Origin of the sequence: Streptomyces sp. NPDC050703, from assembly GCF_040654435.1 — a bacterium.
Taxonomy (GTDB): Bacteria; Actinomycetota; Actinomycetes; order Streptomycetales; family Streptomycetaceae; genus Streptomyces.
On record NZ_JBFAHX010000006.1, the window covers coordinates 186909 to 208028 of the forward strand.

13 protein-coding genes are annotated in these 21120 nt (G+C 72.4%); 4 read left to right on the top strand and 9 right to left on the bottom strand.

Features of this window, described 5'->3' with window-relative positions:
- Positions 1-10: 10 nt before the first annotated feature.
- On the bottom strand, positions 11-1927 hold the full coding sequence (locus AB0I16_RS08365) for a SpoIIE family protein phosphatase (protein ID WP_363248521.1): 1917 nt from the start codon (positions 1925-1927) through the stop codon (positions 11-13).
- A gap of 246 nt (positions 1928-2173) precedes the next feature.
- On the opposite strand from AB0I16_RS08365, the gene AB0I16_RS08370 reads away from it, so the two are divergent.
- Complete coding sequence (locus AB0I16_RS08370) at positions 2174-6268, top strand: HAMP domain-containing protein (RefSeq protein ID WP_363248603.1); 4095 nt, start codon at positions 2174-2176, stop codon at positions 6266-6268.
- An 11-nt stretch (positions 6269-6279) separates the two neighbouring features.
- Complete coding sequence (locus AB0I16_RS08375) at positions 6280-6864, top strand: response regulator (RefSeq protein ID WP_363248522.1); 585 nt, start codon at positions 6280-6282, stop codon at positions 6862-6864.
- A gap of 22 nt (positions 6865-6886) precedes the next feature.
- Here the strand turns inward: AB0I16_RS08375 and AB0I16_RS08380 are convergent, their stop codons facing one another.
- Together AB0I16_RS08380 and lepA are read right to left on the bottom strand one after the other, a co-directional pair.
- On the bottom strand, positions 6887-8776 hold the full coding sequence (locus AB0I16_RS08380) for a long-chain fatty acid--CoA ligase (protein WP_363248523.1): 1890 nt from the start codon (positions 8774-8776) through the stop codon (positions 6887-6889).
- 307 nt (positions 8777-9083) lie between these two features.
- A complete protein-coding gene (lepA, locus tag AB0I16_RS08385) occupies positions 9084-10955 on the bottom strand; it encodes a translation elongation factor 4 (protein WP_363248524.1) in 1872 nt (623 codons plus the stop codon).
- Between the two features lie 425 nt (positions 10956-11380).
- On the opposite strand from lepA, the gene rpsT reads away from it, so the two are divergent.
- Entirely contained in the window at positions 11381-11647 is a 267-nt protein-coding gene (gene rpsT / locus AB0I16_RS08390; RefSeq protein ID WP_055564969.1) for a 30S ribosomal protein S20, read from the top strand.
- Between the two features lie 797 nt (positions 11648-12444).
- On the opposite strand, the gene holA is transcribed toward rpsT, so the two are convergent.
- Positions 12445-13431 carry a DNA polymerase III subunit delta gene (gene holA / locus AB0I16_RS08395; RefSeq protein ID WP_363248525.1) on the bottom strand — a complete coding sequence of 329 codons (987 nt, stop codon included), beginning with the start codon at positions 13429-13431 and terminating at the stop codon, positions 12445-12447.
- A 127-nt stretch (positions 13432-13558) separates the two neighbouring features.
- On the opposite strand from holA, the gene AB0I16_RS08400 reads away from it, so the two are divergent.
- Entirely contained in the window at positions 13559-13804 is a 246-nt protein-coding gene (locus tag AB0I16_RS08400; RefSeq protein WP_363248526.1) for a hypothetical protein, read from the top strand.
- A 133-nt stretch (positions 13805-13937) separates the two neighbouring features.
- Here AB0I16_RS08400 and AB0I16_RS08405 read toward each other — a convergent pair whose 3' ends face one another.
- The 5 genes from AB0I16_RS08405 to AB0I16_RS08425 form a co-directional block, all read right to left on the bottom strand.
- Positions 13938-14783 carry a YceI family protein gene (locus AB0I16_RS08405; protein WP_363248527.1) on the bottom strand — a complete coding sequence of 282 codons (846 nt, stop codon included), beginning with the start codon at positions 14781-14783 and terminating at the stop codon, positions 13938-13940.
- A 296-nt stretch (positions 14784-15079) separates the two neighbouring features.
- Positions 15080-17704 carry a ComEC/Rec2 family competence protein gene (locus tag AB0I16_RS08410; protein ID WP_363248528.1) on the bottom strand — a complete coding sequence of 875 codons (2625 nt, stop codon included), beginning with the start codon at positions 17702-17704 and terminating at the stop codon, positions 15080-15082.
- Positions 17701-18942, bottom strand: coding sequence for a helix-hairpin-helix domain-containing protein (locus tag AB0I16_RS08415; protein WP_363248529.1), 1242 nt, complete (start codon positions 18940-18942; stop codon positions 17701-17703). Before AB0I16_RS08415 ends, AB0I16_RS08410 begins: the two co-directional genes overlap by 4 nt.
- Positions 18943-19363: 421 nt before the next feature.
- Positions 19364-20209, bottom strand: a complete 846-nt coding sequence (locus AB0I16_RS08420) for a DegV family protein (protein ID WP_363248530.1) — start codon at positions 20207-20209, stop codon at positions 19364-19366.
- An 88-nt stretch (positions 20210-20297) separates the two neighbouring features.
- On the bottom strand, positions 20298-21032 hold the full coding sequence (locus tag AB0I16_RS08425) for a hypothetical protein (protein WP_363248531.1): 735 nt from the start codon (positions 21030-21032) through the stop codon (positions 20298-20300).
- Between the last annotated feature and the right edge of the window lie 88 nt (positions 21033-21120).

Genomic DNA, 21120 nt, shown 5'->3' on the forward strand with positions numbered 1-21120 from the left:
CGGGCCGCCCTCACCGCGCCTGGAGCACGAGCACCGCGAGATCGTCGTCCGGCGGCCGGTCGGAGAACTCGTGCACGAGCCGTCTGATCCGCTCCGCCACCAGCTCCGCGTCGAGCCCGGCGCAGTCGGCGAGGGCCAGTGCGAGGCCGTCGCCGTCGTCGAACTGGAGCCGCCCCGAGCGCCGCTCGGTCACCCCGTCGGTGACGCACAGGAGCGTGTCGCCGGTCCGCAGGTCGAAGGTCTCGCTCGTGTACGTCTCGTCGTCGAAGACCCCGAGCAGCATCTGCGGGGCCGCCGCCACCCGCACCTTCCCCTCGGGGCCGAGCAGGAGCGGCAGCGGATGTCCGGCGCACGCGATGGTGCAGCGGACACCTCCGTCGTACGGCACGAGCTCCCCGTACAGCAGGGAGAGGAAGCGCGCGGTGGGGCCGTCGGCCGGCACTCCCTGGCCGCCCGCGACGGCGACGACCGCGGCCGCCGCGTCGGACGCCTCGGTGGCGTCGTCGAGGAGGAGCTGGTTGAGGCGGTCGAGGACCTCGGCGACCTCGTACCCCTCGCGGGAGAGCAGGCGCAGCCAGGGGCGGGCGAGGCCGATGACGACGGCGGCCTCCGGCCCCTTGCCCTGGACGTCTCCGAGCGCGAAGCACCAGCGCCCTTCGCCGGCCTGGAAGAGGTCGTAGAAGTCGCCGCCCGGTCCGCCCTTGTCCCGTGGTTCGTACACCACGCCACTGTCCATGCCGGGGATCTGCGCGACCTTGCCCGGCAGGAGGCCGCGCTGGAGCACCTGGCTGATGTTGGCCTGGCGCTGGTACCGCCTGGCCGTGCTGATCGCGAGGGCGACCCGGCGGCTGAAGTCCTCGACCAGGCCGGTGACCTCGTCGGGGAAGCGCACCAGGCCCGCCCTGCCGATCACCAGCATGCCGAGGGTGCGCCCGCCCGCGGTGAGCCGGTACGCGAGCGCGGCGCCGGAGCCGTCGTCCGGCAGGGCGGCGTCCGGCCAGTGGACGGGGCAGGCGCCGGAGCCCACGGCGGTGGGCAGCCTGGGCGGGTCCTTCTCCAGGACGCGGCGCAGCTCCTCTATGCGGCTCTCACTGGTGTGCCAGACGCGCGCGAGCCGCATCGCGAGGGAACCGGACGCCGGGTGGGCCGGGCCCTCGGAGGCGTCGTCGAGCCAGACCGCGCACCAGTCGGCGAGCCGCGGCACGAGGAGCTGACCCGCCAGGGCGGCCACCAGGTTCTCGTCGAACTGCCCCGCGAGGAGGTCGGACGCCTCGGCGAGGAAGCTCAGCGCGCCGCGGTTGACCCACTCCGTGTCGTGGGAGATCCGCTTGGGCAGCGGGGCGAGGATCTCGACGGCGCGCACGCCGCGCCGGAGCGCCTGGTCGGTCGCGTACGCCTCGATCCCCTTGACGGCGGCGACGCCGTCGACGGGCAGCCTGGCCCAGACGCTCTTGGCGCCCGTGCGGTAGGTGATGCCCCAGGCCTCGGCGAGGCTGGCGACGAGCTGGAGGCCGCGGCCGTACTCGGGGATGCCGGCCGGGCGCTGGTCCTGCTCGCCGCGGACGGCGCGGGCGGGGTGGTGGTCGGAGACCTCGATGACGAGGGTGTCGGTGTCCTCCCCCGGCTGGGCCTCGTCGAGGCGGCACAGCAGTTCGACATCGGTGCCCGCGTGGACGACGGCGTTGGTCGCCAGCTCGCTGACGATGAGGACCGCGTCGTCGGTGAGCCGGCTGTCGACGCCGGCCGCCGCGGGCACGCCCAGCTCGGCCCAGTCGGCGAGGGCCGCCCGCACGAACCTTCGCGCGGCCGCCGGAGCCAGCGAGTTTCCGGGCAGCGACGTCCGCACCACCGCTGGCGGCCCGGGCTGGTCCGGGTCCTCGGCGGAGGCACGGAGAACGGTCTCCGGTTGCGTCGGAAGGGACCCCACGGTGCGGCTCCTGAGCAGTTCGGGTGAATACGCCTCAGGCGACACCGACAGAGTGACAGACTGACGGCGCTCATAAGCATCGAGTTACCGAAGTGGGCCGTTATGAGTGAGAACAGTGCTACGCCTGCGCGTAAATCGACCCGTGTTCCCGCTCCGGCACACCCTCCGGAGCCGCCGCGGACCGACGCCGCTCCCGCGGGCGTCGTCACCGTCACCCCGGCCGAGCTGCGTCCGCTGCTCGCCGCCATGCGCGCGGCGCGGGACGGGGACTTCACCAAGGTGCCGCCGGCCGGCGAGGGGCTGACCGCCGAGCTGTACCAGGTCTTCAACGAGATGCTGGACCGCTCGCTCCACTTCGACGCGGAGCTCGTCCGGGTGCGCCGGGAGATCATCCGGCACGGCCGTCTCGACGAGCGGTTCACCGCGAGTCCGGGCCAGGGCAGATGGGCGGCCCGCGTCCAGGAGGTCAACACCCTCCTGGACTCCCTGGTCGCCCCCGCCGCGAACGCCACCCGGGTGCTCAACGCGGTCGCGGGCGGTGACCTCACCCAGCGCGTCGACCTGCACGACGGCAGCCGTGAGCTGCGGGGTGACCTGCGCCGGCTCGGCCGCGCGGTCAACACGATGGTCGACCAGCTCTCCCTCTTCACGGGCGAGGTCACGCGCGTGGCCCGCGAGGTCGGCACCGAGGGACGGCTCGGCGGGCGCGCCAAGGTGCGGGGCCTTTCGGGCAGTTGGCGGGACGTGACCGAGGCGGTCAACACCATGGCGGCGCGGCTGACCGCGCAGGTACGGGACATCGCCCTGGTGACCACGGCGGTGGCGCAGGGCGACCTGACGCGCACGGTGACGGTCGAGGCGACGGGCGAGCTGCTCGAACTGAAGCTGACCGTGAACACCATGGTGGAGCAGCTCTCCGCCTTCGCCGCCGAGGTCACACGCGTGGCCCGCGAGGTCGGCACCGAGGGGCAGCTCGGCGGGCGCGCCCAGGCGCGGGGCGTGTCGGGCGTGTGGAAGGACCTCACCGACAACGTCAACTTCATGGCGTCGAACCTCACCTCCCAGGTCCGCAACATCGCCCAGGTGACCACCGCCGTCGCCAACGGCGACCTGAGCCAGAAGATCACCGTCGACGCCAGGGGCGAGATCCTGGAGCTGAAGTCGACGGTGAACACGATGGTGGACCAGCTCTCGGCCTTCGCCGACGAGGTCACGCGCGTGGCCCGCGAGGTCGGCACCGAGGGCAACCTCGGCGGGCGCGCCCAGGTGCGGGGCGTCTCCGGCGTCTGGAAGGACCTCACCGACAACGTCAACTTCATGGCGGACAACCTCACCTCCCAGGTGCGGAACATCGCGCTCGTCTCGACGGCCGTCGCGCAGGGCGACCTCGGCAAGAAGATCACCGTCGAGGCCAAGGGCGAGATCCTGGAGCTGAAGTCGACCATCAACACGATGGTGGACCAGCTCTCCGCCTTCGCCGACGAGGTCACGCGCGTGGCCCGCGAGGTCGGCACCGAGGGCAACCTCGGCGGTCAGGCGCAGGTGCGGGGCGTCTCCGGCGTCTGGAAGGACCTCACCGACAACGTCAACTTCATGGCGTCGAACCTCACCTCCCAGGTCCGCAACATCGCCCAGGTCACCACCGCCGTCGCCAACGGCGACCTCTCCAAGATGATCACGGTCACCGCGCGCGGCGAGATCCTGGAGCTGAAGGACACCGTCAACACGATGGTGGAGCAGCTCCGCGCCTTCGCCGACGAGGTCACCCGCGTCGCCCGCGAGGTCGGCACGGACGGCCGGCTCGGGGGCCGGGCGCAGGTGCTCGGTGTCTCCGGCGTCTGGAAGGACCTCACCGACAACGTCAACTACATGGCGGACAACCTCACGGGCCAGGTCCGCAACATCGCGCAGGTCGCGACCGCCGTCGCCCAGGGCGACCTCTCCAAGAAGATCGACGTGGACGCGCGCGGCGAGATCCTGGAGCTGAAGACCACCATCAACACCATGGTGGACACGCTGTCGTCGTTCTCCTCCGAGGTCACCCGCGTGGCGCGCGAGGTCGGCTCCGAGGGCCAGCTGGGCGGCCAGGCGCGGGTCGAAGGCGTGTACGGCACGTGGAAGCGCCTGACGACGAACGTGAACGAGCTGGCGCTGAACCTCACCACGCAGGTCCGCGCCATCGCCGAGGTCGCCTCCGCCGTGGCCCAGGGCGACATGACCCGCGCGATCACCGTGGAGACGCGGGGCGAGGTCTCGGAACTCAAGGACAACATCAACCTCATGGTCAACAACCTCCGTGAGACCACCCGCGCCAAGGACTGGCTGGAGTCCAACCTCGCGCGCCTCGCGGGCCTGATGCAGGGCCACCGCGATCTGATGGAGGTCGCCGACCTGATCCTGCGCGAGCTGACCCCGCTGGTGAACGCGCAGTACGGCGCGTTCTTCCTGGCCGATCCGGACACCGCGGAGAGCCCGGCGCCCACCCAGGTCACCGCGAAGGGCCTCGCGTTCATCGCGGGCTACGGCGCGGCGCAGGGCTCGGTCGTCGACACCGGCGGCATGCCCGCCCAGGGCCTCGTGCGCCAGGCGGCCCTGGAGAAGAAGCGCATCCTCGTCGAGGAGGTGCCGCCGGACTACATCAAGATCCACTCGGGGCTCGGCGACGCGGCCCCCGCCACCGTGGTGATCATCCCGATCCTCTTCGAGGACAAGCTCCTCGGCGTGATCGAGCTGGCCACGTTCTCCCGCTTCTCCGACGTCCACCTGGCCTTCTTCGACCAGTTCGTGAACACCATCGGCGTCGCGATCAACACCATCATCGCCAACTCCCGTACGGAATCGCTGCTCAGCGAGTCCCAGCGGCTCGCCACCCAGCTCCAGGAGCGCTCGGACGAGCTCCAGCGCCAGCAGGCCGAGCTGCGCCGCTCCAACGCCGAGCTGGAGGAGAAGGCGGCGCTGCTCGCCACGAGCTCCCAGTACAAGTCGGAGTTCCTCGCCAACATGTCGCACGAGCTGCGCACGCCGCTGAACTCGCTGCTCATCCTGGCCAGGCTGCTCTCCGACAACCCCGACAACCACCTCTCCGACCAGGAGGTGCAGTTCGCGACGACCATCCACCGCTCGGGCTCCGACCTCCTCCAGCTCATCAACGACATCCTGGACCTGTCGAAGATCGAGGCGGGCCGGATGGACGTACGCCCCAAGAAGCTCCCGCTGATCAAGGTCCTCGACTACGTCCACGCCACGTTCCGCCCGCTCACCCTGGACCGGGGGCTCGCCTTCGACGTGTCCGTCGGCGAGGACGTGCCGCGGGAGATGTTCTCGGACGAGCAGCGCCTCCAGCAGATCCTGCGCAACCTCCTGTCGAACGCGGTGAAGTTCACCTCGGCCGGCAGCGTCGAGCTGCGGGTCAGCCGCGTCAAGGAGGCCGCGCGCGACCGCCTGGTCCACGACAACGACGACCTGCTCTGCTTCGAGGTCAAGGACACCGGCATCGGCATCCCCGCCGAGCAGCTGCCGGTGATCTTCGAGGCGTTCCAGCAGGCCGACGGCACCACCAACCGCAAGTACGGCGGCACCGGACTCGGCCTCTCCATCAGCCGCGAGATCGCCGGTCTGCTCGGCGGCCGGATCACCGCCGAGAGCCGCCCGGGCCAGGGCTCGGTCTTCGCGCTGTACGTGCCCGTGGTGCACCCCGGCCACGGCGCCGCCGCCGTGGCGTACGCGGCGACCCACACCCAGCACCTGCCCGAACCGCTGGAACACGCGGCCCTGCGGCCGCACACCGCCCTCGAACCGGACGACAGCTGGCCCACGCCCACGAAGCTGGAGGAGTGGAAGGAGGGGAACGCCGGCCGCATACTGCCCGGCCGCAGGGTGCTGATCGTCGACGACGACATCCGCAACGTCTTCGCGCTCACCCACGTGCTCAGCCGCGTCGGCATGCCCGTCCTCTACGCGGAGAACGGCCGCGAGGGCATCGAGACCCTCGAACGCAATCCCGACGTCGACATCGTCCTGATGGACATCATGATGCCGGAGATGGACGGCTACGAAACCATGGCGGCCATCCGCCGCAGCCCCCGCTGGCGCGGTCTGCCGATCGTCGCGCTGACCGCCAAGGCCATGCCGGGCGACCGCGAGAAGGCGATCGCCGAGGGCGCCACCGACTACGTACCCAAACCCGTGGACGTGGACCAGCTCCTCGGCGTCGTCTGCGCCCTCCTCGACCCCGAGGGCGCGGCCACCGGCCACGAGTCCTCCTCCCCCGACCCGGCAACCGTCGCAGCGGAAGCGCCGAGCACCCCCGAAGAGGGCGCTGTTCCGCCGGCAACCGATTGAGGCACATGACCATGAGCGCAGAGTCCATGACCGACCACCGCGCGAGCATCCTCCTGGTCGACGACATGGAGGACAACCTGATGGCACTCGAAGCAGTCCTGGGCTCCCTGAACGAGCCGCTGGTGCGTGCCCGGTCCGGGGAGGAGGCGATGAAGGCCATCCTCCGGCAGCGGTTCGCCGTGATCCTCCTGGACGTCCGGATGCCCGGCATGGACGGCTTCGAGACCGCGACGAACATCAAGCGCCTCGACCAGACCAAGGACGTGCCCATCATCTTCCTGACGGGCACGGACAACGACGCGGGCTACGCCTTCCGCGGGTACGCCACGGGCGCCGCCGACTACCTCACCAAGCCCTTCGACCCGTGGGTGCTGCGCGCCAAGGTCACCGTCTTCCTCGAACTGCACCGCAAGAACCGCCAGCTGGAGCGGATACTCGCCCGCGAGCAGCGCCAGTTCGACGAGTTGGCCGCCCGCCTCTCCGCGATCGAGAGCCACATGGCGGCGAGCAGCCTCCAGGACGTCCTGGAGCTGCGCCGCCACGTGACCCACATGGAGGAGCTGGTGCAGGAGATGCGCCGCGGGCGGGGCGTCTAGGAGAAGGCGCCCCGCGGGCGGCTCAGACCTCGCGCGAGCCCGCGTACATCTCGTCGATCAGGTGCTTGTACTCCCGCTCGACGACGGGGCGCTTCAGCTTGAGGCTGGGCGTCAGTTCGCCGTGCTCGACGTCCAGGTCGCGCGGCAGGAGGCGGAACTTCTTGATGGTCTGCCAGCGCTGGAGGCCCTCGTTCAGCTGCTGCACGTAGCCCTCGACGAGGGCGACCGTCGCGGGGGCGGCGCAGACCTCGGCGTAGGACTTGCCCTCCTGGCCGTTCTCCTCGGCCCACTGGAGGATCGCGGGTTCGTCGAGGGCGATCAGCGCGGTGCAGAAGTTCCGGTCGGCGCCGTGCACCAGGATGTTGGAGACGTACGGGCACACGGCCTTGAACTGGCCCTCGACCTCGGCGGGCGCGATGTACTTGCCGCCGGAGGTCTTGATCAGGTCCTTCTTGCGGTCGGTGATCCGCAGATAGCCGTCGACGGACAGCTCGCCGATGTCCCCGGTGTGGAACCAGCCGTCGGTCTCCAGGACCTCGGCGGTCTTCTCGGGCAGCTTGTGGTAGCCCTCCATGATGCCGGGGCCGCGCAGCAGGATCTCGCCGTCGTCCGCGATGCGCACCTCGGTGCCGGGCAGCGGCTTGCCGACCGTGCCGGTGCGGTACGCCTCGCCGGGGTTCACGAAGGAGGCCGCGGAGGACTCGGTCAGGCCGTAGCCCTCCAGGATGTGGATGCCGGCGCCCGCGAAGAAGTAGCCGATCTCGGGGGCGAGCGCGGCGGAGCCGGAGACGGCGGCGCGCAGCCGTCCGCCGAAGGCCTCGCGCAGCTTGGAGTAGACGAGCGCGTCGGCGGCCTTGTGCTTGGCGCGCAGCCCGAAGGGCACGGAGGCGGTGCCCGTCCTGCGGAAGTTGTCCTGGCTGACCTTCGCGTACTCGCGGGCGACCTCCGCGGCCCACAGGAAGATCTTGTACTTGGCCCCGCCGCCGGCCCGCGCCTTGGCCGCGACGCCGTTGTAGACCTTCTCGAAGATGCGGGGCACCGCGGCCATGTACGTGGGCTGGACCACCGGAAGGTTCTCGATGATCTTGTCCACGCGGCCGTCGACGGCGGTGACGTGCCCGAGCTCGATCTGCCCGGAGGTCAGCACCTTGCCGAAGACGTGGGCGAGGGGCAGCCACAGGTACTGCACGTCGTCCGGGCCGAGCAGCCCGGTCGCCGCGATGGCCTTGGCCATGTACGACCAGTTGTCCTGCGGCAGGCGCACGCCCTTGGGGCGTCCCGTGGTGCCGGAGGTGTAGATGATCGTGGCGAGCTGGTCCCTGGTGATCGCCGCGATCCGCTCCTTGATGAGCGCGGGGTTCTTCTCCAGGTGCGCGGCGCCCCTGGCCTCCAGGTCGGCGAGGGTGAGCACCCAGCCGTCGGGGTCGCCGTCGGCGGCCGAGACGCCCTCGGGGTCGATGACGACGACGTGCCGCAGCTCGGGCAGCTCGGCCCGCGTCTCGCGCGCCTTGGCGAGCTGCGCGGCGTCCTCGGCGATCAGCACCCGGCTCTCGGAGTCCGCCACGATGTACGCGGACTCCTCCGCGTTGGTCTGCGGGTAGACGGTCGTCGTGGCCGCGCCCGCGCACATGACGCCGAGGTCGGCGAGAATCCACTCGACCCGCGTGGAGGAGGCGAGGGCGACGCGCTCCTCGGGGCGGATGCCCAGCTCGATGAGGCCCGCGGCGATGGCGTGGACGCGCTCGGCGGCCTGGGCCCAGCTGAGCGTCCGCCAGTCGTCGGGGCCCTCGCCGGAGGCCGCCGGAACGGGGTAGCGATAAGCCTCGGCGTCGGGCGTGGCCGCCACGCGCTCCAGGAACAGGTGCGCCACGGACGGCGGACGGTTCTCGATCAGGGTCTGTGTGTCGCTCACGACATCCTCCGGGCCCACGTCAGTGCGGCGAACTGGCTGGTTGGCTGCTTCTTACGTCCCTGCCGGCTACTTGTTTAACTTGCCAGTAACCTACGAGTGGTGATCAGAGTAGAGCGCCGACGGCCGGTGCGTAAGGGGCATCTGCCTGTCACTTCCTCCAGAGACCCGAACGGGACGGGCCGGACCGCCGCCATGTGCCGCGGGCCCGGTGCGCGTGCGCACCGGGCCCGGGCGGCGGCGGCGGGGCCGCGACCGTGCGTCTGCTGCCGCCCTCGCCGGGCGTCTCCTTCTTGCCCCTGCCGGGCGTCTACTTCTTGCCCTTGCCGGGGCCGCTGTCGTCGCTGGAGAGCACGGCGATGAAGGCTTCCTGCGGCACCTCGACGGAACCGACCATCTTCATGCGCTTCTTGCCCTCCTTCTGCTTCTCCAGGAGCTTGCGCTTACGGGAGATGTCACCGCCGTAGCACTTGGCGAGGACGTCCTTGCGGATGGCGCGGATGGTCTCGCGGGCGATGACGCGCGAACCGATCGCCGCCTGCACCGGCACCTCGAATGCCTGCCGCGGGATGAGCTCGCGCAGCTTGGCGACGAGCCGCACGCCGTACGCGTACGCCTGGTCCTTGTGCGTGACCGCGGAGAAGGCGTCGACCTTGTCGCCGTGGAGCAGGATGTCGACCTTGACGAGCTGCGCGGACTGCTCGCCCGTGGGCTCGTAGTCCAGCGAGGCGTAGCCGCGCGTCTTCGACTTGAGCTGGTCGAAGAAGTCGAAGACGATCTCGGCGAGCGGCAGAGTGTAGCGGATCTCGACGCGGTCCTCGGAGAGGTAGTCCATGCCGAGCATGACGCCGCGCCGGTTCTGGCACAGCTCCATGATCGAGCCGATGAACTCGCTCGGGGCGAGGATCGTGGCGCGCACGACGGGCTCGTACACCTCGTCGATCTTGCCCTCGGGGAACTCGCTCGGGTTCGTGACCGTGTGCTCGGTACCGTCCTCCATGATCACGCGGTAGACCACGTTGGGGGCGGTGGCGATGAGGTCGAGGCCGAACTCGCGCTCAAGGCGCTCGCGGATCACGTCGAGGTGCAGCAGGCCGAGGAAGCCCACGCGGAAGCCGAAGCCGAGGGCGGCGGACGTCTCGGGCTCGTAGACGAGCGCGGCGTCGTTGAGCTGGAGCTTGTCCAGGGCCTCGCGCAGGTCGGGGTACTCGGAGCCGTCCAGCGGATACAGACCCGAGAAGACCATCGGCTTCGGGTCCTTGTAGCCGCCGAGGGCCTCGGTCGCGCCCTTGCTCTGGGAGGTGATCGTGTCACCGACCTTGGACTGGCGGACGTCCTTCACGCCGGTGATGATGTAGCCCACCTCGCCGACGCCGATGCCGTCGGCCGGGGTCATCTCGGGCGACGAGACACCGATCTCAAGGAGTTCGTGCGTGGCCCCGGTGGACATCATCCGGATGCGCTCGCGCTTGTTGAGCTGGCCGTCGACGACTCGTACGTACGTCACGACGCCGCGGTAGGAGTCATAGACCGAGTCGAAGATCATCGCGCGCGCCGGGGCGTCCTTGACGCCGACCGGGGGCGGGACCTCGGCGACCACCTTGTCCAGCAGCGCCTCGACGCCCATGCCGGTCTTCGCGGAGACCTTCAGGACGTCCTCGGGGTCGCAGCCGATGAGGTTGGCCAGCTCCTCGGAGAACTTCTCGGGCTGCGCGGCCGGCAGGTCGATCTTGTTCAGCACGGGGACGATCTTGAGGTCGTTCTCCATCGCCAGGTAGAGGTTGGCGAGAGTCTGCGCCTCGATGCCCTGGGCCGCGTCGACCAGGAGGATCGTGCCCTCACAGGCCGCGAGCGAACGCGAGACTTCATACGTGAAGTCCACGTGGCCCGGGGTGTCGATCATGTTGAGGATGTGGGTCTTGCTCTGGTCCGGGCCCTCGCTCGGGGCCCAGGGCAGACGCACCGCCTGGGACTTGATCGTGATGCCGCGCTCGCGCTCGATGTCCATCCGGTCGAGGTACTGAGCACGCATCTGCCGCTGCTCCACCACACCGGTGAGCTGGAGCATGCGGTCGGCGAGCGTGGACTTGCCGTGGTCGATGTGCGCGATGATGCAGAAATTGCGGATCAGAGCCGGGTCGGTACGGCTCGGCTCGGGCACATTCTTAGGGGTCGCGGGCACGCAGGGTCCTGTCTCTTGAGGCGCCTGTCGCCTCGGGTCGGATCTATACGTAGCCTCCATCGTCCCATGGGCGCGGCGCGGGCTCGGCGCTTGGTACTCCGTGGGTGCTCCGGGGCGCCCCTGGGGCGCGGCGGCACCCGGCGCGACGCGCTGCCGGGCTTCGGCACGGGGGCGTGGTGGCGCTCGGGCGGGGGCGGGGGCGGGGCTCGGGGCGGGGCTGCGGGCGGGGGCTGGGGCAGGGGCGGGGGCGAGGCGGCGGTCGGTTCGGGGGGCGTTCGGTTCGGGGGGCGGTCGGATTGGGGCGGTCGGAGGGCGGCTGGTACCGTGGACAGCTGTGTCTCGTAGCCCTCTCAAAGCATCGAGGCGCGTGTCATAACACTCATCTGCAGTACCTCTGCAGTACCTGAACCTGAAAAGGCTCTTTCGTGGCGAACATCAAGTCCCAGATCAAGCGGATCAAGACCAACGAGAAGGCGCGTCAGCGCAACAAGGCGGTCAAGTCTTCCCTGAAGACCGCGATCCGCAAGGCCCGCGAGGCCGTTGCCGCCGGTGACACCCAGAAGGCCGCCGAGCTCACGCGTGAGGCCACGCGTCAGCTGGACAAGGCCGTCTCCAAGGGCGTCATCCACAAGAACCAGGCCGCCAACAAGAAGTCGGCGCTTGCGACGAAGGCCGCGTCCCTCAAGGGCTGAAGCCTCTGCGAGTACCGCGGGCCCTCTTCGAGCGGCTGACAGCGGCCTCACTTGATTCGACGCCGATACGGGACTCAGCGGGCCCTCTCTTCCGCTCCCGTCCGGCACCCCGGATCCGTACACGATCTGCGTTCGCCACGCGGGTACGGGTCCACTCAGCGTTTCGCACGAGAACCCCGCTCCGTCGACCTTCCCCGGGTCGGTGGGCGGGGTTTTCGGTTTTGGTCTGTCGGTGGGCTTGGGAGGGGGCCTTGCGGGGTCGGGGCTTTGCGGGGGCGGGGCTTTGCGGGGTCGGGGCTTTGCGGGGGCGGGGCTTTGCGGGGTCGGGGCTTTGCGGGGGCGGGGCTTTGCGGGGTCGGGGCTTTGCGGGGTCGGGGGCTCGCCCGGAGGCTGGGCGGATTCGGGGCTTTGCGGGGTCGGGGGCTCGCCCGGAGGCTGGGCGGATTCGGGGCTGGGCGTAGGCCGGGGGCCGGGCGCGCTCCGGGGGCTGGGGTAGCTGGGGGTTCCGAGTTGCTGCACGTACCCGGGGCTGGGCACCCCCGAGGGCCGGGGGGACCCCGGCGGGTGGGCGCGTGCCCAGAGGCCGGGCGTGCCCGGGGGCCGGGCGTGCCCGAAGGCTGGGGGTTCGGAGTCGCTGCACGTACCCGGGGGCCGGGCGCCCCGAGAGCTGGGCGTACCCCGGGGGCCGGGCGCTTGCCCGGGGGCCAGGCGTGCACAGAGGCCAGGCGTGCCCCGGGGGCTGGGCGAGCGCGTCCCGGGGCTGTGGTTCCGTGGACCCGGGTCCCGGTCCCCGAGGGTCAGGGGCGGCGGGACCTGGCAGCGCGGGCGATGGTGACGACGGCCTTCTCCAGCGCGTACTCCGGGTCGTCGCCACCGCCCTTGACGCCCGCGTCGGCCGCGGCGATGGCGGTGAGCGCGGCGGCCACGCCGTCCGGGGTCCAGCCGCGCATCTGCTGGCGGACGCGGTCGATCTTCCAGGGCGGCATGCCCAGCTCGCGGGCCAGATCGGCCGGGCGCCCGCCCCGCGCGGAGGAGAGCTTGCCGATGGCCCGCACACCCTGCGCGAGCGCGCTCGTGATCATGACGGGTGCGACCCCGGTCGACAGGGACCAGCGCAGGGCCTCAAGCGCTTCCGCCGCCCGCCCCTCCACGGCCCGGTCGGCCACCGTGAAGCTCGACGCCTCGGCCCGGCCCGTGTAGTACCGCCCGACGACCGCCTCGTCGATCGTGCCCTCGACGTCCGCCACGAGCTGCGAGACCGCGGAGGCCAGCTCCCGCAGGTCGCTGCCGATCGCGTCGACCAGGGCCTGGCACGCCTCGGGCGTGGCGGAACGCCCCGTCACACGGAACTCCGACCGCACGAACGACAGCCGGTCCGCGGGCTTCGTCATCTTCGCGCAGGCCACCTCCCGCGCCCCCGCCTTGCGGGCCGCGTCGAGCAGACCCTTGCCCTTGGCGCCGCCCGCGTGCAGCAGTACGAGGGTGATCTCCTCGGCGGGCGCCCCCAGATACGCCTTCACGTCCTTGACCGTGTCGGCCGACAGATCCTGCGCGTTCCGCACGACGACGACCTTGCGCTCGGCGAAGAGCGAGGGGCTGGTGAGCTCGGCGAGCGTGCCGGGCTGCAACTGGTCGGAGCTGAGGTCGCGCACGTCCGTGTCCGCGTCGGCGGCACGGGCGGCCGCCACCACCTGCTGCACGGCACGGTCGAGGAGCAGGTCCTCCTGCCCCACGGCGAGCGTGAGGGGAGCGAGCGGATCGTCGTTAGCTGTCTTCCTGGCCATCGCGGTCAAGCATCCCACGCGGCACTGACAGTCCGTCCCGGCGCTGACGGTCCCGTCCCCTCGTGCGGCGCCCTTCCCGGCCGGGAGCCGGTGCCGTGCCGCGCGGCCCGTATCGGAGAATGGGGGCGTGAGCGACGTACGACATGTCCTGGTGCTGCCCGACCGCGATGCCGCGGAGGAGGTGGCCGAAGAGCTTCCCGACCGCTTCGGCGTCACCGAGGAACCCCAGCTCGTGCGCGACGCCCTGGCGGGCGAGGACGACGCCGAGGACGCCCAGTGGCTCGTCGTGGTCGAGGACCCCGACTCCCGCCTCGACCGCACGGCCCTGGACGACCTGGCCGCGGAACACGAGGGCTGGCTGGAGGCCCCGTAGCCCCGGCGGACCCGACCGGTCGCCCCACCCGGCGGACCCGCCCGATGGACCCACCCGGCGGACCCGCCCGATGGACCCACCCCGGGGACCCACCAGCGGACCCGCCCGGCGGGCCGAGGTGCCTCCGCCCGCGTCAGCTCTTGGGCAGGACCTGGATGTCGAGGTCGACCTGGATGCTGTGCCCGACGGCCGCGATGCCGCGCGCGAGCATCGTCTGCCAGGTGATCGTGAAGTCGTCGCGGTGCAGCTCGGTGGCGGCACGGCAGGCCACGCGGGTCTCCCCTTCGAGCCCCTGCCCGACCCCGAGGTACTCGGCGTCGAGCGTCACCGTCCGCGTCACGCCGTGCAACGTCAGTCCGCCGGATATCGCCCACCGGGTGCCGCCCTTGTGCACGAAGCGGTCGCTGTAGAACTCCATGGTCGGAAAGCGCGCCACGTCCAGGAAGTCCCCGGAGCGCAGGTGGTCGTCGCGCATCGTGACCGCGGTGTCGATGGATGCCGCGTCGATGACGACGTGCATCGCGGAGTCCTCCATGCGCTCGCCGAGGCGGATCACCCCCGCGAAGCTGTTGAACCGCCCGTGGATCCGGGCCAGCCCGATGTGCCGCGCGGAGAACCCGACCGAGGAGTGCAGCGGGTCGACCTCCCACTCACCGGGCGAGGGAAGCGCCGGGGGCTGGGCGACCTGGAGCGTGACGTCACCGAGCGAGGCGTGCGCGTCCTCCCCCACCGTGACGCTCGCCCGGTACGGAGTGAACCCCTCCGCCGACACCCCGAGGCGGTACTCCCCCGCCGGCACCGTCGTGACGAACGACCCGAAGGGGTCCGTCCCCCCGCTCACCACCTTGCGGCCCACGGCGTCGCTGACCACGAACTCCGCGTTCCGCACGGGCTCGTTCACAGGGTCGAGCACCCGGCAGCTGAGCGCCCCCGCGTTCGGCGGAACCGTGAACGCCGACAGAACCCCCGCCCGCGCCACCCGATGCGTACGGTTCCCCAGCCGGTCCCCCAGCCAACGGCCGAACACTTACGACACACCCCCGCGTTCCTCGCGACACCACGACAACGGAATCCATAAACTGCAACGAAAGGGCATTCGATCACCGTTGCGGCATTCGGTGCAACACGAACCTACATCGCGTCAATTGCCGACGATGCGCCGTAGCACCGCTACTGAACCGCTTTGGGCAGGTCAACCCCTGTTCCCGGCGGTAGCCCCACCGGAGGGCACTCCTCCGGCATCGTCGCGCCCGGCGGCCACGATCCCCGGCCGCGCTACGGCGGTCTTGTGACCACCTCCAGCCTGGGCGCCGCCCTCCGCCCCGAGGCCAGCACCGCGATCGCCCCCTGCCTGTCCGTGCGCAGCACCTCCGCCCCCTCGGCCCGCAACGCCGCCACCGTGACGGGTGCCGGATGGCCGTACGTGTTCTCCGCGCCACAAGAGACGAGGGCCAGCCTGGGCGCCGCCCTGCGCAGAAGCCCCGGGTCCTGGCCGGCCGAACCGTGGTGGGCGACCTTCAGGACGTCCACGGACGTGAGCCACGCGGCTGCCGGGCTTCTCAGCAGGGCGCGTTGCCCGGGTGGTTCGAGGTCACCGAGCAGCAGCAGGCTCAGCCCGGCGGTCCGCACGAGCAGGGTGACGCTGGCGTCGTTCGGTCCCTCGGGCCGCACCCGCGACTCCGCCTGCGGCCAGAGCACCCGCCACTCCAAGGCCCCGGCCCGCCGCCGCTCCCCTGCCGAGGCCCGCGTCACCGGCACCCCCTTCGCCGCCGCCTGCCTCCGGACGAACGCCGCCTGCTCCGGGGGCTCCCCGAACCCGGTCGTCTGGACCGCCCCCACCGCGCGCCCCCGCAGCACCCCCGGCAGCCCCGCCACATGGTCGGCGTGAAAGTGCGTCAGAAGCACCAGCGGCACGCGGGTGACCCCGAGCGAACGCAGGCAGCGGTCCACCGCCACCGGGTCCGGCCCCGCGTCGACGACCACCCCTGCCCCCTCGCCCGCCGCGAGGACCAGGGCGTCACCCTGGCCCACATCGCACATCACCATGCGCCAGCCCTGCGGCGGCCACCCCGCGATCACCCGGGTGAGCGGCGGCGGCTGGACGACGACCAGCAGGAGCAGCAGCGCGCAGGCCGCCGCGAGCCACGGGTGCCGGGCGAGTCCGCGCCCGGCCAGGACGACCGCCACCGTGGCGAGCGCCAGCAGCAGCCCGCCGCGCCAGCCGCCCGGCCAGTCGATGCCGCTGCCCGGCAGCGCCGCCCCCGTGCGGGCGATCTCCGCGATCCACCCGGTGGGCCAGCCGGCACCCCACGCGAGCACTTCCGCCACCGGCATGGCCACCGGCGCCACCGCGAGCGCGGCGAAGCCGAGCACGGTGGCGGGCGCCACGGCGAACTCCGCCAGGAGATTGCAGGGCACGGCGACCAGACTCACCCGGGCGGCGATCACGGCCACCACGGGTGCGCACACCGCCTGCGCCGCGGCAGCCGCGGCCAGGGCCTCCGACAGCCGTGGCGGCACCCCGCGCTCGCGCAGCGCGGCTCCCCAGCGGGGCGCGAGGGTGAGCAGGGCGCCGGTGGCCAGGACGGAGAGCAGGAAGCCATAGCTCCGGGCCAGCCAGGGGTCCCACAGGACGAGCAGCAGCACCGCGGCGGCCAACGCCGGGATCAGCGATCTCCGCCGCCCGGTGGCGATGGCGAGGAGCGCGATCAGCCCGCAGGCCGCGGCCCGCAGCACACTCGGGTCGGGCCGGCAGACCACGACGAAGCCGAGGGTCAGCACGCCGCCCAGCAACGCCGTGGTCCGCAACGGAATGCCCAGCTTCGGCGCCAGCCCCCGCCGCTCGACCCGCTGCGCCATGCCCGGCGGTCCGATGAGCAGCGCGAGGACGATCGTCAGGTTCGCCCCGCTCACGGCCAGCAGGTGCGTGAGGTCCGTCGCCCGGAACGCCTCCTCCAACTCGGCGGGCACCCGCGAGGTGTCCCCGATCACGAGCCCCGGCAGCAACGCTCGGGCATCGGCAGGCAGGCCGTCCGTGGCCTCACGCAACCCCGCCCGCAGTCCACCGGCCAGCCGCTGCGCCGCGGAGGGCGGCCCGATCACGTCCGGCGCCCGCTCCCCGGACACCCGCAGCACCGCGGCGGCCCTGCCTCCCCTTGCCAGCGGCGGTGCCAGACGCCCCTGCACCCGCAGCCGTGTCGACGGCAGCAGAGCGAGCCACGGGCGGGAGCCCGGACCCCGGGCTTCGGGCTCCCGCAGGCCGCTCGCGCGCGCGTCTTCCCCCTCCGTCCGCACGATGACCAGCACCGGCGTCCGCGTCACCGAAGCCGAGCCGTCGGCCTTCGTGACGCGCAGGACCTCGGCGTCCAGGACGACGGTGGGCGGCATCGCATGGGCGCTCGCCGCCCGGGGCCGGGTGCGACGGGGGTCGGAAGTGACCCGCAACTCCGCCTCCACCTCCGCGTAGTCCCTCGCCGACGCGGGCACCGGGCCACGCCGCAGGTCCGCCCCGTGCAGTGCGGCGGAGCCGGCCGAGGCGGCGGTGCAGAGCAGCACGGCCGCCACCGTCGGCCGCCCCCAGAGCCGGCGTGGCCGCTCCCCCGGCGTGCGTGGCCGCCCCCGCGTCGGATGTGATCGCTCCCCCGGCGTGCTTGCCCGCCCCCGCGCCGTCCACGTCACCAGCAGGACCCCGGCCGCCACCACGCAGGCCACGACCGTCGTGACCGCCCATCGCGGTGAGGCGTCCAGCATCAGCGCCGCCGTCGCCCACGCCGCCAACGCGGGCGGCACGAGGCGGAGGTCGACCGGCCCCTCCTGCCGGGGGTGGGGGTCGCCCAGGCGATTGCCCGACGCGAGGTGGACCGCGTCGCGCGGCATCCTGGCCCCGGTGCCCGGCGTCATGGCCGAACGAGATCCTGAAGATCGGCGAACCGTCGGTCACCGATGCCGTTGACCTCGCGCAGTTCGTCGACGGAGCGGAATCCGCCGTGCTCGGTGCGGTAGTCGATGATGTGTTGGGCCAGGACCGGTCCTACGCCCGGCAGTTCGTCGAGCTGCGCGGCGCTCGCCGTGTTCAGCCCGACCGGTCCCGTGGCCGCCGCGCCGGCCGCTGCTCCGCCTGCCGCCGCCCCGCCGGCTCCGGCGGCCCCGCCGCTCCCCGCACCCGGTCCGCCGGGAGCGGCCGATGCCGCTGGGGTCCCGACGACCACCTGTTCGCCGTCCAGCAGGACCCTCGCGCGGTTGAGTCCGCTCAGATCGGCTCCGGGCCGGACGCCGCCGGCCGCCCGCAGCGCGTCGGCCACCCTGGAGCCCGCGGGCAGCCGCTGCACCCCGGGGTGCCTGACCTTTCCGCTGACGTCCACGACGACCCCGCCGCTCTGCGCGCCGGTGGCCGCGACACCGCCGCCCGCGTTCGTGCCGCCTTCTGCCGGTGCGGAACCCGGCGAAGGAGCCGGTTCCGCGCCCCGCTCATGGGCGCCGCCCGCCTCACGCACCACGTCCGGCGGCCGCACCGGCTGGGTACGCCCCGCCCAGAAGTGCTGCGCCGCGAAGACCGCGGCGACGGCAAGGACCACGACCAGTGCGACCACGCCTCGCCGCTCCAGGCCGCACCGCGCCTGCAGCCACACCGGCAGGCGCTCCCGCACCGCGAGCCGTGCCCGCTCCCGCCGCGACGGCCCTCCGGCCGCCTGCCCGTCGGGGTCGGGCTGCCGCTCGGCGCCTCCTTCCGGCGCGCCTCTCTCCTCGGACAGCTCGGCGGGCACGGCCTTCCACGCCCACTGTGGTCCGGGTGCCCGCGGCGCCCCCTCGCCGGGGCTACCGACCCGCCGCCCTTGAGGGGGCGCCTCGTGCGGCGGTCGAGGCCCGGGGAGGGGGGCGGGGAACGGGGCGGGAAAGGGGTCGAGGTCGGGGTCGGGAGCGGGGAAAAGGTTCTCCGCGCGCAGCCGCACGGTCTCCGCCGTGGCTCGCCCGCGGCGGGCCCTGCTCCGGACGTGCCGGCTCCGCGCACGGCCGTCGGACGCGGGACCACGACCGGGGCCGCTCGTCGCCGAAGGCCCCCGAGCCGTCCGGGCCCCGGAAGCCGGGTCCGCGGCCCGAACGCCGGACGATACGTGAGGCGCCCCCGCCGCGGAGGGCATATCTGCCGCCTGGGCCTCGACAGGCGCACGTGCCGTCCGCGCCCCGGAAGCCGGGTCCGCCGCCCGAACGCCGGACGACACGTGAGGCGCCCCCGCCGCGGAGGGCATATCTGCCGCCTGGGCCACGACAGGCGCACGTGCCGTCCGCGCCCCGGAAGCCGGGTCCGCCGCCCGAACGCCGGACGATACGTGAGGCGCCCCCGCCGCGGGGGGCACGTGCGGCGTCCGGGTCTCGGGCGATGCGTGTGACGCCCCCGTCGGGGAGGCCGCGGCAGGCACGCGTGGCGTCTGGGAAGGAGATCGAAGAGTCATGCCGACGACGTTAGGCACAATCGCCCGACCGCGATGATCTTGGTCAAAACCCGTGGATCACCTGCCGGTTGTGGATAACTCCGTCACCCGCACGAGGGAAATCCCCCGCCTACCGAGGCGAGACCACGGCGCCCAGCAACCCCGGTCCCGTATGCGCCCCGATCACCGCGCCCACCTCGCTGACATGCAGCTCCGCGAGTCCCGGCACGCGCTCGCGGAGGCGGTCCGCGAGAGTCGACGCGCGGTCCGGTGCCGACAGGTGGTGGACCGCGATGTCGACGCGTCCGGCCCCCGCACGCTCCACGACGATCTCTTCGAGGCGGGCGATCGCCTTCGACGCCGTCCGGACCTTCTCCAGCATGTCGATGCGGCCGTCGTCCAGCTTCAGCAGCGGCTTCACGGCCAGGGCCGAGCCGAGGAGCGCCTGGGCGGCACCGATGCGGCCACCTCTGCGCAGATAGTCGAGGGTGTCGACGTAGAAGTAGGCGGACGTGCCCGCTGCGCGCTTCTCGGCCGCCGCCACCGCCTCCTCGGCCGAGTCGCCCGCTTCGGCGGCCTCCGCCGCCGAGAGGGCACAGAAGCCGAGAGCCATCGCGACCATTCCGGTGTCCACGACTCGCACCGGCACCGGGGCGTCCTTCGCCGCGAGGACCGCCGCGTCGTACGTACCGGAGAACTCTGCGGACAGGTGGAGGGAGACGATGGCCTCGGCGCCCGCTTCGGCGACCTTCCGGTACGTCTCCGCGAAGACCTCCGGACTGGGCCGGGACGTCGTCACCGGCTGCCGCTTCTGCAGGGCCTGGGCCAGGGAGCGGGCCGAGATCTCGGTGCCCTCCTCAAGCGCCTGGCTGCCGAGGACCACCGTCAGGGGCACCGAGGTGATGCCGTGCCGGTCCACCGTCCGCTGCGGCAGATAGGCCGTTGAATCCGTGACGATCGCGACATGGCGGGACATGAGCTGGAGGTTACCCGGCTGACCGGCGGGACGGCAGTCCGGCCCCCGATCGCCCTGCCCCGGCGGGACGTGCTGTGTCACGCGCGGCTCAGGTCGTGCTCTCGGGCTTGGCCTTCTTCTCCCACGGATAGGTGACCGGCGGCTTCGGCGGATCGAGCGCGGGCCGCTGCGGCTCGGGCGTCGTCGGGGTGGAGGACGCGTCGGGCCGGGCCCGCTCGGAGTCCTTGGCGGGTGCAGCGGGCTCGGCCCACGCCGGCGGCGACTGCTCCGGCGCGGGCTCCTCCGCCCAGTGCCGCAGGGCGCCCGTTTCCAGGTCGATCTGGGTGCTCAGCGAGTCCAGGTCGTCGTTGGCGAACCGGCGGGCGCGGTCGCGCGCCACCCACCGCAGCGAGTCCGCGGCCTTCGTGATCTGCTCAGTGCGCTCCCGCAGCTCGGGGAGGCGCTCGGCGAGGGCCGCCTTGTCGGGGTCCCGCTCCAGGCGCCGCAGCTCCTCGTCCAGCTCGTGCCCGTGGGCGCTGAGGCGGTCGAAGAGTCCGAGGGACTCCTTCAGCGACTGGTCCTCGGCCACGCCCGCGTGCAGCACGTCCTGCGTGGCCCGCATCGACGTGCGCAACGACAGGCGCAGCTGTGCCAGTTGGGCGGCGCTGCCGACCTGCGTGAAGCTCTTCGCCCGCAGCGTGGTGTCCTCCACCGTCCTGCGGGCCTCCGAGATGGTGCGGTCGACTCCCCGCTTGGCGGCCTTGGCGACCTTCACCGTCGCGTAGACCCCCGCCACCAGGAACAGCACGACGAGCAGCGCCACGATTGCGCCCACGGCTTCCATGACGCCCCTCTCCGATTCGCGTCCGCTCCTGCGACCGTCCTCCCACCGTAAACGGAGAAGGCAGGCCGGAGGTTCCAGCGGAACCCCC

Coding starts and splice junctions, on each gene's coding strand:
- AB0I16_RS08370 (WP_363248603.1), top strand. CDS start 2,174: ATGCGCGCGGCGCGGGACGGGGACTTCACCAAGGTGCCGCCGGCCGGC.
- AB0I16_RS08375 (WP_363248522.1), top strand. CDS start 6,280: ATGAGCGCAGAGTCCATGACCGACCACCGCGCGAGCATCCTCCTGGTC.
- holA (WP_363248525.1), bottom strand. CDS start 13,431: ATGGCCAGGAAGACAGCTAACGACGATCCGCTCGCTCCCCTCACGCTC.
- AB0I16_RS08410 (WP_363248528.1), bottom strand. CDS start 17,704: ATGACGCCGGGCACCGGGGCCAGGATGCCGCGCGACGCGGTCCACCTC.
- AB0I16_RS08415 (WP_363248529.1), bottom strand. CDS start 18,942: ATGCCCTCCGCGGCGGGGGCGCCTCACGTATCGTCCGGCGTTCGGGCC.
- AB0I16_RS08420 (WP_363248530.1), bottom strand. CDS start 20,209: ATGTCCCGCCATGTCGCGATCGTCACGGATTCAACGGCCTATCTGCCG.
- AB0I16_RS08425 (WP_363248531.1), bottom strand. CDS start 21,032: ATGGAAGCCGTGGGCGCAATCGTGGCGCTGCTCGTCGTGCTGTTCCTG.